Annotated in this window: 12 protein-coding genes; 10 read left to right on the top strand and 2 right to left on the bottom strand. The window is 60.0% G+C overall.

The genetic code is table 11. The annotated features are described in order from the left end of the window. Positions 1-186, top strand: a complete 186-nt coding sequence (locus AC1DHT_RS25210) for a CcoQ/FixQ family Cbb3-type cytochrome c oxidase assembly chaperone (RefSeq protein WP_003175465.1) — start codon at positions 1-3, stop codon at positions 184-186. Continuing rightward, complete coding sequence (ccoP, locus tag AC1DHT_RS25205) at positions 183-1,160, top strand: cytochrome-c oxidase, cbb3-type subunit III (protein ID WP_427545980.1); 978 nt, start codon at positions 183-185, stop codon at positions 1,158-1,160. Before AC1DHT_RS25210 ends, ccoP begins: the two co-directional genes overlap by 4 nt. 78 nt (positions 1,161-1,238) lie before the next feature. Here ccoP and AC1DHT_RS25200 read toward each other — a convergent pair whose 3' ends face one another. After that, a complete protein-coding gene (locus tag AC1DHT_RS25200) occupies positions 1,239-2,249 on the bottom strand; it encodes a metallophosphoesterase family protein (protein WP_442114661.1) in 1,011 nt (336 codons plus the stop codon). Between the two features lie 472 nt (positions 2,250-2,721). On the opposite strand from AC1DHT_RS25200, the gene ccoG reads away from it, so the two are divergent. From ccoG to AC1DHT_RS25160, 8 genes are all read left to right on the top strand, one after another. Further along, a complete protein-coding gene (gene ccoG, locus AC1DHT_RS25195; RefSeq protein ID WP_427545976.1) occupies positions 2,722-4,137 on the top strand; it encodes a cytochrome c oxidase accessory protein CcoG in 1,416 nt (471 codons plus the stop codon). Positions 4,138-4,148: 11 nt separating this feature from the next. After that, entirely contained in the window at positions 4,149-4,682 is a 534-nt protein-coding gene (locus AC1DHT_RS25190; RefSeq protein ID WP_427545974.1) for a FixH family protein, read from the top strand. A gap of 148 nt (positions 4,683-4,830) precedes the next feature. Continuing rightward, complete coding sequence (locus AC1DHT_RS25185) at positions 4,831-7,281, top strand: heavy metal translocating P-type ATPase (protein WP_427545972.1); 2,451 nt, start codon at positions 4,831-4,833, stop codon at positions 7,279-7,281. 22 nt (positions 7,282-7,303) lie between these two features. Beyond that, positions 7,304-7,534: a cbb3-type cytochrome oxidase assembly protein CcoS gene (ccoS, locus tag AC1DHT_RS25180; RefSeq protein ID WP_427545970.1), complete on the top strand. Its 231-nt coding sequence runs from the start codon at positions 7,304-7,306 to the stop codon at positions 7,532-7,534. Further along, the gene (locus AC1DHT_RS25175; protein WP_019689546.1) at positions 7,527-8,210 is read left to right on the top strand and encodes a sulfite exporter TauE/SafE family protein; all 684 of its coding nucleotides are present in this window, start codon (positions 7,527-7,529) and stop codon (positions 8,208-8,210) included. The genes ccoS and AC1DHT_RS25175 overlap by 8 nt, the downstream gene beginning before the upstream one ends. A 258-nt stretch (positions 8,211-8,468) precedes the next feature. After that, the gene (gene hemN, locus AC1DHT_RS25170; protein WP_427545968.1) at positions 8,469-9,851 is read left to right on the top strand and encodes an oxygen-independent coproporphyrinogen III oxidase; all 1,383 of its coding nucleotides are present in this window, start codon (positions 8,469-8,471) and stop codon (positions 9,849-9,851) included. A gap of 79 nt (positions 9,852-9,930) precedes the next feature. Then, entirely contained in the window at positions 9,931-10,665 is a 735-nt protein-coding gene (gene fnr, locus AC1DHT_RS25165; RefSeq protein ID WP_427532922.1) for a fumarate/nitrate reduction transcriptional regulator Fnr, read from the top strand. Positions 10,666-10,743: 78 nt separating this feature from the next. Further along, entirely contained in the window at positions 10,744-11,292 is a 549-nt protein-coding gene (locus AC1DHT_RS25160; protein WP_427532921.1) for an adenine phosphoribosyltransferase, read from the top strand. Positions 11,293-11,412: 120 nt separating this feature from the next. Here AC1DHT_RS25160 and AC1DHT_RS25155 read toward each other — a convergent pair whose 3' ends face one another. Then, positions 11,413-12,561 carry an acyl-CoA dehydrogenase family protein gene (locus AC1DHT_RS25155; protein WP_427545966.1) on the bottom strand — a complete coding sequence of 383 codons (1,149 nt, stop codon included), beginning with the start codon at positions 12,559-12,561 and terminating at the stop codon, positions 11,413-11,415. Between the last annotated feature and the right edge of the window lie 162 nt (positions 12,562-12,723).

Here is a 12,723-nt window from a genome sequence, read left to right as displayed (position 1 = left end):
ATGGATATCGGGATGATTCGTGGCCTGGGCACCGTTGTCGTGATGGTTGCCTTTATCGGTCTGGCGCTGTGGGTGTTCAGCCCCAAGCGCAAGTCGGAGTTTGAAGACGCGACCTTGCTGCCTTTCGCGGATGATCCCGAAGCCATCAAGCACGTCGAGCAAGCTTCTAGGAGTAACAAAGAATGACTACGTTCTGGAGTCTGTACGTCACAGTCCTCAGTCTGGGTACCATCTTCGCCCTGACCTGGCTGCTGCTGTCGACCCGCAAGGGCCAGCGCGCCGAACAGACGGATGAGACGGTTGGCCACGCCTTCGACGGGATCGAGGAGTATGACAACCCACTGCCGAAATGGTGGTTCATGCTGTTTGTCGGCACCATCATCTTCGCCCTCGGTTACCTCGTGCTGTACCCGGGCCTGGGCAACTGGAAAGGCCTGCTGCCGGGCTACGGCTACCTCGACAACGAGAAGCAGACCGCGTTCGCCAACGGCCAGTCCGGCTGGACCGGCGTTCACGAGTGGGAGAAGGAAATGGCCAAATCGGACGCCAAGTTCGGTCCGATCTTCGCCAAATTCGCAGCCATGCCAATTGAAGAAGTTGCCAAGGACCCACAAGCCCTGAAGATGGGTGGCCGCCTGTTCGCCTCCAACTGCTCGGTTTGCCACGGTTCCGACGCCAAAGGCGCTTACGGCTTCCCGAACCTGACCGACGAAGACTGGCGTTGGGGTGGCGAGCCACAAACCATCAAGACCACCATCATGGGCGGCCGTCACGCGATGATGCCGGCCTGGGGTGAAGTGATCGGCGAGCAAGGCGTCAGCGATGTTGCCGCGTTCGTGCTGACCAACCTCGATGGCCGCAAGCTGCCGGAAGGCGCCAAGGCCGACCCGGTTGCCGGCCAGAAGATTTTCGCCGCCAACTGCGTGGCTTGCCACGGTCCGGAAGGTAAAGGCACCCCAGCCATGGGCGCACCTAACCTGACCCACCCGGCCGCGTTCATCTACGGTTCGAGCTTCGCTCAACTGCAGCAGACCATCCGTTACGGCCGTCAGGGCCAGATGCCTGCGCAAGAACAGCTGCAAGGCAACGACAAGGTTCACCTGCTGGCCGCTTACGTCTATAGCCTGTCTCACGGTGAGAAGGCTGCGAACGCCGAGTAAGGCAAACGCGTGATCGCAACAAAAAACGGCCCCGCCAGTGATCTGGCGGGGCCGTTTTCATTTCCGTCATTCATTTGCCTACTTCAAGACCGGGATGACCTTATCGAGCTTTCGGCTTGGCCAGTTACTGTTGCGGACAACGCTGACCGCCAGCGACTGCCGATCAGCGGTAAAACTGGCAATCAGATACGTTTGCTGGGAGGCAGAGCCGCTTAGAAATACCGGGACATCACCAAAGTACTTTGGCTTGCCCCAATCAAAATAAGCCCCTGCCCAGCCGTGATCATGCCCACCAAAGACTGCCGTCACCCGGTATGTCTCGAGCATTTGTTGAAATCGTGCAATTTGCTCGTCACTGCCCTTCCAATCGAAAACCTTGTGCATATTGAGAATAATGATCTTGCCCTGCTCCCGAGCGCTCTTTAGATCGCCCTCCAGCCAGTCAAGCGCAGGCGTAATTTCAAACGCTGTCGGAGCCAGTGGATTGCCGGAGGTAAAACTGATGCTATAAGTCGGCTCATTATTCAATTGAACCACATGCACATCACCGGCACTTTTCGAGTAAGCGAGACTGCCATAATAGATACTCCCGAAGCCTGAACTTCTTGCCGCCAGATCCATGGATTCGACTTTTCCCCAGTAGCGCTCCTTGAGGTCGTTGACACTGCCCGCCGCACAGAGATTCAAGAAGCAGTCGCCCACGTTATTGGCATAGTCATGATTACCCAGCCCGTAATCATATAGCCCTTCCAGTTTATTCTCGAAAACCGACTTCATGTATGAACGCTCGCCAGCATGACCAAAGGCTGTGATATCACCGTTAATCATCACCGGTATGCGGGATGCCCCGCCATTCAGCTTCCTGAAACTTGCAATATCGGAATACTGCAACTCTATCAGCTCTTTTGAGCGCGCCTCTTTGTTGAGGTCTGGAAGATTATCATCCGAGAGATCAGTCCAGGGGTATTGCGAATCCGATACAAACACCATATGGCGCGGCGTCTCTGCCGACGAGGCGCCATAGACCACAGGAATAACCAACGCCAGTGCAAGACACACCAGCCACACACACTCTTTATATAAAATCATAGAAATCCATTTCCATCGATAGTTAACAGCCACTCCATAGCGGCAACTGCAAAATATATCGCCCGCTGATAATTAACAAACGACCAATCTCTGCAGATCAACAGCAGATATTTCCAACTTCTTCTGATACTCGCGCACTTCAAAACACTCACTAAAAAATATTCTATATAGTCCAGCGCAAATGAATGTCAGGCAGTGGAAGGCGGGAGATGAGGGAGTCGGACCCGGTACGCCCCTTGGGGCGCGCGGGAGTAACCCTGGCCGGACGGACAGCTATACTCAACAAGTCAATTGATCTGCATCACGATTTGTTACATTTGCTACACCATCTACGAATTTTCACCAACGCGACCAAAGGTCGCACCCTTGAACTAGAGCGACAGGCGTATCATTGCGCCACTGCAACAACCCTTTTTGACCGCGGTCGGCACGTACTGACCGAGGCATTTTTCCACTGCCGTGGGATGCAATGATGAGCAACCAGATTCCGGTACACGACGTCACCCCGCCTGCCAAAAACGCGAATAACAGCGTCGACCTCTACGCCTCTCGGGAAAAAATCTACACCCGCGCCTTCACCGGCCTGTTCCGCAATTTGCGGATGGCTGGCGGTGCCGCGTTGTTCCTGCTGTATTTCGGCACGGTCTGGCTCAATTGGGGCGGTCACCAGGCAGTCTGGTGGAACCTGCCGGAGCGCAAATTCTTCATCTTTGGTGCGACCTTCTGGCCGCAGGATTTCATCCTGCTGTCCGGCCTGTTGATCATCAGCGCCTTCGGCCTGTTCTTCATTACCGTGTATGCCGGACGCATCTGGTGCGGCTATACCTGCCCGCAAAGTGTCTGGACCTGGATTTTCATGTGGTGCGAGAAGGTCACCGAAGGTGACCGCAACCAACGCATCAAGCTCGACAAGGCGCCGATGAGCACCAACAAGTTCTTGCGCAAGCTCAGCAAACATACGATGTGGCTGTTGATCGGTTTCGTCACCGGCATGACCTTTGTCGGCTACTTCTCACCGATTCGTGAACTGACGATCGACTTCTTCACCGGCCAGGCTGATGGCTGGTCGTATTTCTGGGTCGGCTTCTTCACCCTCGCCACTTACGGCAACGCCGGCTGGTTGCGCGAACAGGTGTGCATCTACATGTGCCCTTACGCGCGCTTCCAGAGCGTGATGTTCGACAAGGACACGCTGATCGTTTCCTACGACCCGCGCCGCGGCGAAGCCCGTGGCCCGCGCAAAAAAGGCATCGACTACAAGGCTCAGGGCCTGGGCGACTGCATCGACTGCACCATGTGCGTTCAGGTGTGCCCGACCGGCATCGACATTCGTGACGGCTTGCAGATCGAATGCATTGGCTGTGCCGCCTGCATCGATGCCTGCGACAGCATCATGGACAAAATGGACTACCCGCGCGGCCTGATCAGCTACACCACCGAGCACAACCTGTCCGGGCAAAAAACCCATAAACTGCGTCCGCGCCTGATCGGTTACGCGCTGGTGTTGCTGGCCATGATCAGCTTGCTGATCACCGCGTTCTTCATGCGCTCGCTGGTCGGCTTCGATGTCAGCAAGGACCGCGTGCTGTACCGCGAGAACGCCGAAGGCCGGATCGAGAACGTCTATAGCCTCAAAGTCATGAACAAGGATCAGCGCGACCACACCTACGTGCTGGAAGCCTCCGGACTGCCGGATCTCAAGTTGCAAGGCAAGCGCGAGATCAAGGTGGCTGCTGGCGAAATCTTCAGCATGCCGGTCGAGCTGTCGAGTGCACCGGAACAACTGCCGTCGAGCACCAATGAGGTGAAATTCACCCTCAAGGATGCCGACGACAACAGCGTCCACGTTGAAGCCAAGAGCCGATTCATCGGCCCACAAATCCGTTGAGAGAAGTCATCATGCCCGTAGCAACTGCCACCAGCCCTTGGTACAAGCATCTCTGGCCATGGATCATCATCGGGATTCTGACCTGTTCGGTGACCCTGACCTTGTCCATGGTGACCATTGCTGTCAAAAACCCGGATAACCTGGTCAACGACAATTACTACGAGGCAGGCAAAGGCATCAACCGTTCGCTGGACCGCGAGTTGCTGGCCCAGACCCTGCTGTTGCGCGCCAACGTGCATCTGGATGAGGTGACCGGTGAAGTCGACGTGCGCCTGACCGGCAACAGCACGCCCGCGACCCTCGAACTGAACCTGATCTCGCCGACCCAGCCGGATAAAGATCGCAAGATCACCCTGACCCGCAGCGCGACCGAACCCGGTCGTTATATTGGCCAGTTGACCGACAAGATCGAAGGCCGGCGCTTCGTCGAGCTGCTGGGCAGCCAGGACGAGCATGTGTGGCGCCTGTTCGAAGAAGAACAGATCGGCCACGACAAGCATTTGCTGCTCGGTGACGAACCGCTGCAAGGCGCCGAAGATCAGTAGCAGTAAAGAGCCTGCGCTTCGCGCATCGCGAGCAGGCTCGCTCCCACAGTGACCTCTGGCGTACACAACTCTTGTGCATGACATTGATCAAATGTGGGAGCGAGCCTGCTCGCGATGAGGCCCTCCCGGACGATATAGACCTTATCGCATGACCACTCCACTCCCCTGCTACCACTGCGCCCTGCCCGTCCCCTCCGGCAGCCGGTTTACCGCCGTCATCCTCGGCGAAACCCGCGAGCTCTGCTGTCCGGGTTGCCAGGCTGTGGCCGAGGCGATTGTCGCAGGCGGGCTGGAGCACTATTACAGCCATCGCAGCGAGGCTTCGGCCAACCCTGAAGCCTTGCCGGTGCAACTGGTGGACGAACTGGCGCTGTATGACCGCGCCGACGTGCAACAACCGTTTGTCCGCCACGACGGCGAACTCGCCGAAACCACCTTGCTGATGGAAGGTATCAGCTGCGCAGCCTGCGGCTGGCTGATCGAGAAACACCTGCGCAGTCTGCCGGCCGTGGCCGAGGCACGACTGAACCTGTCCAACCATCGCCTGCACGTGCGCTGGGCCGACAGCCAGTTGCCGTTGAGCCAACTGCTCAGCGAACTGCGCCACATCGGTTATGCCGCCCACCCCTACCAGGCCGACCGCGCCAGCGAACAACTGGCCAGCGAAAACCGCCTGGCCCTGCGCCAACTGGGCGTCGCCGGTTTGTTGTGGTTCCAGGCAATGATGGCGACCATGGCCACCTGGCCGGAATTCAACATCGACCTCAGCCCCGAGCTGCACACCATCCTGCGCTGGGTCGCTCTGTTCCTGACTACACCGATTGTGTTCTACAGCTGCGCGCCGTTTTTCAAAGGTGCGATGCGCGATCTGCGCACCCGCCACCTGACCATGGACGTTTCCGTTTCGCTGGCCATCGGCGGCGCCTACCTCGCCGGGATCTGGACCTCGATCACCGGAGTCGGCGAGCTGTATTTCGATGCCGTCGGGATGTTCGCGCTGTTTCTATTGGCGGGCCGCTATCTGGAGCGCCGCGCCCGTGAACGCACCGCCGCCGCCACCGCGCAATTGGTGAACCTGCTGCCCGCGTCGTGCCTGCGTCTGAGCGCGGACGGCCAAAGCGAACGCATCCTGCTCAGTGAGTTGCGTCTCGGTGACCATGTTTTGGTGCACCCCGGAGCCATCCTCCCGGCCGACGGCAAAATCCTCGATGGCCAGTCGAGCATCGATGAGTCACTGCTGACCGGCGAGTACCTGCCGCAACCCCGGACACTCGGCGATGCGGTGACGGCCGGCACCCTGAATGTCGAGGGCGCCCTGACCGTCGAAGTGCTCGCGCTGGGTCAGGACACTCGCCTCTCGGCCATCGTCCGCCTGCTGGATCGCGCCCAGGCCGAAAAACCACGCCTGGCAGAAATTGCCGACCGCGCTGCGCAGTGGTTCCTGCTGTTGTCGCTGATGGCTGCCGCAGCCATCGGTTTGCTCTGGTGGGAGCTGGACGCGTCCCGCGCGTTCTGGATCGTGCTGGCGATGCTGGTCGCGACCTGCCCTTGCGCGCTGTCGCTGGCCACGCCGACCGCACTCACCGCCGCCACCGGCACCTTGCACAAACTCGGCTTGCTGCTGACCCGCGGCCACGTGCTGGAAGGCCTGAATCAAATCGACACGGTGATTTTCGACAAGACCGGCACGCTCACCGAAGGTCGCCTGGCCTTGCGTTCGATTCGAGCACTGGGCGCACTCGACAGCGATCAGTGCCTGGGCCTCGCCGCCGCCCTCGAAAACCGTTCTGAACACCCGATTGCCCGAGCCTTTGGCCGAGCGCCGCTGGCCGCCGAAGAAGTCCTCAGCACCCCGGGATTGGGCCTTGAGGGTCTGGTTGGCGAACAGCGCCTGCGCATCGGTCAACCGGCGTTTGTCTGCGAACTCAGCGGCTGCGCTGTGCCGGCAATCCCGGATGAAGCCGGCCAATGGCTGTTGCTCGGCGACAGCCATGGCGCACTGGCCTGGTTCGTGCTCGACGACCGTCTGCGCAGCGACGCACCGGCGCTGCTCGCGGCATGTAAAGCACGCGGCTGGCGCACGTTGCTGCTGTCCGGCGACAGCTCGCCGATGGTTGCCAGTGTCGCCGCCGATTTGGGTATCGACGAGTTCCGGGGCGGCTTGCGCCCGGATGACAAGCTGCAGGTGCTCAAGCAGTTGCACCAGCAGGGCCGCAAGGTGTTGATGCTCGGCGACGGGGTCAACGACGTGCCGGTGTTGGCCGCCGCCGACATCAGCGTGGCCATGGGTTCGGCCACCGACCTGGCGAAAACCAGCGCCGACGCGGTGCTGCTGTCCAATCGTCTCGACGCCTTGGTGCAAGCCTTCAGCCTGGCCCGGCGTACACGTCGGGTAATCATCGAGAACCTGCTGTGGGCCGGGCTGTACAATGGCTTCATGTTGCCGTTCGCCGCCCTCGGCTGGATCACTCCGGTATGGGCCGCGGTCGGCATGTCGATCAGTTCGCTGACCGTGGTGCTCAATGCACTTCGCCTGACTCGCATGCCGAGCCAGCCAAGCGCCAGCGCCACGCCAGTCACCCGCCCGCTACCGGTTTGATCCGGTCAGGCATGGAGTCCAGATGCCAGCTCTTTATGTGATGATCCCGGCAGCGCTGCTGATCGTCGCCATCGCCATTTACATTTTCTTCTGGGCGGTCGACAGCGGTCAGTACGACGACCTCGACGGTCCGGCCCACAGCATCCTGTTCGACGACCAGGACCCGAGCCATCAGGCAGCAGCCGACGAAGCCCGCGGTCACCCACCGACCGATCCGGCCAAGCCGAACGACAAGGCCCCGCCTCATGCTTGAGTTGGCGCCACTGCTGGTTTCTGCGGTGATCCTTGGCCTGCTCGGCGGCGGGCATTGTCTGGGCATGTGTGGCGGGTTGATGGGCGCGTTGACCCTGGCGATTCCCAAGGAACAACGCAGCCGGCGCTTTCGCCTGTTGCTGGCGTATAACCTCGGGCGGATTCTCAGCTACGCCACTGCCGGCCTGCTGATCGGCCTGGCGGGATGGGCGGTGGCCAACAGCCCGGCGGCGATGTTCATGCGGATCCTCGCCGGCTTGCTACTGATCGCCATGGGCCTGTACCTGGCCGGCTGGTGGAGCGGCCTGACCCGCATCGAAAGCCTGGGGCGTGGCCTGTGGCGCTACATACAGCCAGTTGCCAACCGCTTGCTTCCGGTATCGAGCCTGCCGCGCGCGTTGCTGCTCGGCGCACTCTGGGGCTGGCTGCCGTGCGGTTTGGTCTACAGCACGCTGTTGTGGTCTGCCAGCCAGGGCAATGCCATCGACAGCGCCTTGTTGATGCTCGCATTTGGCCTTGGCACCTGGCCGGTTTTGTTGGCCACTGGCCTTGCGGCCGAACGGGTCACGGCGTTACTGCGCAAACGCAGCGTGCGCATGACCGGCGGCTTGCTGGTGATCCTGTTTGGCCTCTGGACCTTGCCGGGACCGCACCAGCATTGGCTCATGGGGCATTAGATCAGCGGTGCACCGCATACCTGTAGCAGCTGCCGCAGGCGGCGTTCGGCGGCGAAGCTGTCGTAAAACCATCCACCTCGTTGTCTCAGTGAAACCGCATGCATCGCATTTGCGAGGACTACGTCCTCGAACGCCGCCTGCGGCAGCTGCTACAAAGGGCCGCACCACTTCCGGATACCCTTGATGCAAATCAAGATGCCCCAATGCCGCCCCCCCTAGACTCGCCACCACTGCCAGCCTATCCGGGGGAATGCCCGCATGTTCGACGCCATTCGTTGGGACACAGATCTGATCCGCCGTTACGACCTGGCGGGACCACGCTACACCTCGTACCCGACCGCGGTGCAATTCAACAGCCAGGTCGGCACTTTCGATCTGTTTCATGCCCTGCGCGAAAGCCGCAAGGCCCTGCGCCCACTGTCGCTGTATGTGCACGTGCCGTTCTGCGCAAACATCTGCTACTACTGCGCCTGCAACAAAGTCATCACCAAGGACCGCGGCCGCGCCCTGCCCTACCTGCAGCGCCTGGAACAGGAAATCCAGCTGATCGCCTGTCACCTGGACCCGAACCAGAAAGTCGAGCAACTGCATTTCGGTGGCGGCACTCCGACCTTTCTCAGCCATGACGAGCTGCGCCAGTTGATGGCGCAACTGCGCAAGCATTTCAACCTGCTGGACGATGACTCCGGTGATTACGGCATCGAGATCGACCCACGCGAAGCCGACTGGTCAACCATGGGACTGCTGCGCGAACTGGGTTTCAACCGGGTCAGCATCGGCCTGCAAGACCTTGACCCGGCCGTACAGCGTGCGGTCAATCGCCTGCAAAGCCTGGAGGAAACACGGGCGGTGATCGAGGCGGCGCGTACCTTGCAGTTTCGCTCTATCAATATCGACCTGATCTACGGCCTGCCCAAGCAAACCGCCGAGAGCTTCGCCCGCACGGTGGACGAAGTCATCAACCTGCAACCGGATCGGCTCTCGGTGTTCAACTACGCGCACCTGCCCGAACGTTTCATGCCACAGCGGCGAATCAACAGCAGCGACCTGCCGGCCCCCGCCGAAAAGCTGAACATGCTTCAGCGCACCATCGAGCAACTGACCGCCGCCGGTTATCGCTACATCGGCATGGACCATTTCGCCCTGCCGGATGATGAGCTGGCCATCGCTCAGGAAGAGTCGACGCTGCAACGCAACTTCCAGGGCTACACCACCCACGGTCATTGCGACCTGATCGGTCTTGGCGTGTCGGCCATCAGCCAGATCGGTGATTTGTACTGCCAGAACAGCAGTGATCTGAATCAGTACCAAAACACCCTGGCCAGCGCGCAACCGGGCACCAGTCGTGGATTGCTGTGCAACCAGGACGACCGTCTGCGGCGGGCAGTGATTCAGCAGCTGATCTGTACGTTCAGCGTGACATTCGCCGAGATCGAGCAGGCTTTCAACATCGATTTTCGCGGCTACTTCAGCGAGCTCTGGCCGCAGTTGCAGGCCATGGCCGAGGATGGCCTGATCGAACTCGACAGCGAAAAAATCGTGGTCCTGCCGGCCGGAAGGTTACTGGTCCGTTCGGTGTGCATGGTCTTCGATGCCTACCTGGAACAACAGAATCGCCAACGTTTCTCTCGGGTAATTTAAGACACCACAGGCTGGCTTCGACGTCATTGCGTGGGTTACCCTTACGTCTTATGTGTGTTTTCCCACAAGGATCTAAGAAATGTCCGAGCCAGTTAAACTGCGCGCTCACAGCCAGGCACATTGCAAGGATTGCAGCCTGGCCCCCCTCTGCCTGCCACTTTCGCTGAATCTGGAAGACATGGATGCGCTGGACGATATCGTCAAACGTGGTCGCCCGCTGAAAAAAGGCGAGTTTCTGTTTCGTCAGAGCGACCAGTTCGATTCCGTTTTCGCAGTGCGCTCCGGCGCGTTGAAAACCTTCAGCCTGAGCGATGGCGGCGAAGAACAGATCACCGGCTTCCACCTGCCGAGCGAACTGGTTGGCTTGTCGGGCATGGACACCGAGAGCCACCCGGTTTCGGCCCAGGCCCTGGAAACCACCTCGGTGTGCGAAATCCCCTTCGAACGGCTCGATGAACTGGCCCTGCAACTGCCACAGTTGCGCCGCCAATTGATGCGCGTGATGAGCCGAGAAATTCGTGACGATCAGCAGATGATGCTGCTGCTCTCGAAAAAGACCGCCGACGAGCGTATCGCCACGTTCCTGGTCAACCTGTCGGCGCGCTTCCGCGCACGCGGATTCTCTGCCAACCAGTTCCGCCTGAGCATGTCGCGCAACGAAATCGGTAACTACCTGGGCCTCGCGGTGGAAACCGTGTCCCGCGTATTCACACGCTTCCAGCAGAACGAACTGATCGCGGCCGAAGGCAAGGAAGTGCACATCCTCGACCCGATCCAGCTGTGTGCGCTGGCCGGTGGCTCGATCGAAGGCTGACGTTGCGATTGCGGCTGAGCGAACCTGCCCGGCCGCAGTTATACTTCGCCGTTTGCAGCCTGCCAGGACACCTCGACGATGCTCATCGACTCCTTCGACATCAAATCCCTGATCCGCCCCGTTATCGATTTTCCAAAGCCGGGCGTGATCTTTCGCGACATCACCCCGCTGTTCCAGTCCCCGAAGGCCCTGCGCCTGGTGATGGACAGCTTTGCGCACCGCTACGTCGAGGCTGACTTCACGCACATCGGCGCCATGGATGCGCGCGGCTTCCTGATCGGCTCGATCCTCGCCTATCAGTTGAACAAGCCACTGGTGCTGTTTCGCAAGCAAGGCAAACTACCGGCTGACGTTCTGTCCGAGGGGTATCAGACCGAGTACGGCGAAGCTTTTCTTGAAGTTCACGCCGATAGCCTCTGCGAAGGCGACTCGGTGCTGATCTTCGATGACCTGATCGCCACTGGCGGTACGCTGATCGCTGCGGCCAATCTGATTCGGCGCATGGGCGCGCGGGTTTTCGAAGCCGCGGCAATTATCGACCTGCCGGAACTGGGTGGCTCCCAGCGCCTGGAAGATATGAACATCCCGACGTTCTGCCTGACGCAGTTTGCGCTGAGCGAAAGATAAGCTGGCGCCTTCACCGACGCCATCGCGAGCAGGCTCGCTCCCACACTGGATCTTCGGTAGTTACAAAATCCCTGTGGGAGCGAGCCTGCTCGCGATAGCGTCAGCCTGGCACCGCCTGATTCAAAGCCCCATCTGCTTGCTGATGATCTCGTTCATCACTTCCCGCGTACCGCCGCCAATGGACAGGATCCGGCTGTCGCGGTACAGCCGCTCCACCAGGCTTTCACGCATATAACCCAACCCACCGAAAATCTGCACCGCGTCATTGGTGATGCGATCGGCAGTGTCGGTGGCAAAATTCTTGGCCATGGAAATCTCCTGGATCACGCTCTGCCCCGCGGCCATTTTCGCAGCCTGGCGATAGGTGAACTCCCGGGAGACTTCCAGCGCCGTGGCCATCTCCGCCAAGCGATGCTTGAGCACCTGAAACTTGCCAATCGGCTTGCCGAACGCTTCGCGCTGCCGGGCCCATTTCAGGCTTTCTTCCAGCGCCAGTTGCGCAGTCATGTTGGCCATCAATGCCAACGCCAGGCGCTCGTTTTGAAAGTTGCCCATGATGCAGGCAAAGCCCATGCTCTCGACGCCGATCAGGTTGCCCACCGGCACACGGCAATCATCGAAAAACAGTTCGGCGGTATCCGACGCCCACCAGCCCATTTTCTTCAACTGACGACCGACAGTGAATCCTGGCGTGCCCTTCTCGATCAGCAGCAGGCTGATGCCGCCAAATCCCGGCTCACCGGTGCGCACCGCGACGGTATAAAAATCCGCGCGAACACCACTGGTGATAAAGGTTTTGCTGCCACTGACCCGGTAGTAATCCCCGTCACGCACGGCACGGGTTTGCAGGTTGGCCACATCGGAGCCGCCGCTGGGCTCGGTAACCGCCAGCGCGCTGATTTTTTCGCCGCAAAGGACTTGCGGCACCACTCGCTCTCGCACCTCGGGCCTGGCCCATTTGAGGATCGGTGGCAGGCCGATGTCCAGTGAGCCCAGCCCCGCCACCAACCCGCCTGAACCACAGCGCATCAGCTCTTCAGTGGCGGCGATCTTGGCGAACAGATCACCTTCGTGGCTGCCACCCAGCGCTTCGGGGTAGCCAATGCCGAGAATGCCCGCTGCACCGGCCTTAAGGTAGAGCTCGCGGGGGAAGCCCTCGGCCTCCTCCCACTGATCGATGTCCGGCAGAATCTCGCGTTCGACGAAACGTCGTACGCTGTCGCGGACCAACTGATGGCTGGGGTCGAAGTATTCCTGAAAGGCAGGCATCGGCGAGCTCCACTGAAGGTTCAGCGAACTTACCGAGCGCTTGCTTGGTTTTCAATAGAATTGTGTGAGTCAAGGAGACCGAGTCGCCCGCATCGCGAGCAGGCTCGCTCCCACAGTTGACCGAATTGTCCTGGAGTATGCGTTCCAAGGTGGGAGCGAGCC

This window comes from Pseudomonas sp. 05N432 (genome assembly GCF_056396945.1).
This window is presented reverse-complemented; position numbering and strand designations above follow the sequence as displayed.

What these genes read in the sequence shown, in the direction of transcription:
- AC1DHT_RS25190 (WP_427545974.1), top strand. Translation starts at nt 4,149, where the DNA reads ATGCCCGTAGCAACTGCCACCAGCCCTTGGTACAAGCATCTCTGGCCA.
- AC1DHT_RS25175 (WP_019689546.1), top strand. Translation starts at nt 7,527, where the DNA reads ATGCTTGAGTTGGCGCCACTGCTGGTTTCTGCGGTGATCCTTGGCCTG.
- hemN (WP_427545968.1), top strand. Translation starts at nt 8,469, where the DNA reads ATGTTCGACGCCATTCGTTGGGACACAGATCTGATCCGCCGTTACGAC.
- AC1DHT_RS25200 (WP_442114661.1), bottom strand. Translation starts at nt 2,249, where the DNA reads ATGATTTTATATAAAGAGTGTGTGTGGCTGGTGTGTCTTGCACTGGCG.
- fnr (WP_427532922.1), top strand. Translation starts at nt 9,931, where the DNA reads ATGTCCGAGCCAGTTAAACTGCGCGCTCACAGCCAGGCACATTGCAAG.
- AC1DHT_RS25185 (WP_427545972.1), top strand. Translation starts at nt 4,831, where the DNA reads ATGACCACTCCACTCCCCTGCTACCACTGCGCCCTGCCCGTCCCCTCC.
- AC1DHT_RS25160 (WP_427532921.1), top strand. Translation starts at nt 10,744, where the DNA reads ATGCTCATCGACTCCTTCGACATCAAATCCCTGATCCGCCCCGTTATC.
- ccoP (WP_427545980.1), top strand. Translation starts at nt 183, where the DNA reads ATGACTACGTTCTGGAGTCTGTACGTCACAGTCCTCAGTCTGGGTACC.
- AC1DHT_RS25155 (WP_427545966.1), bottom strand. Translation starts at nt 12,561, where the DNA reads ATGCCTGCCTTTCAGGAATACTTCGACCCCAGCCATCAGTTGGTCCGC.
- AC1DHT_RS25210 (WP_003175465.1), top strand. Translation starts at nt 1, where the DNA reads ATGGATATCGGGATGATTCGTGGCCTGGGCACCGTTGTCGTGATGGTT.
- ccoG (WP_427545976.1), top strand. Translation starts at nt 2,722, where the DNA reads ATGAGCAACCAGATTCCGGTACACGACGTCACCCCGCCTGCCAAAAAC.
- ccoS (WP_427545970.1), top strand. Translation starts at nt 7,304, where the DNA reads ATGCCAGCTCTTTATGTGATGATCCCGGCAGCGCTGCTGATCGTCGCC.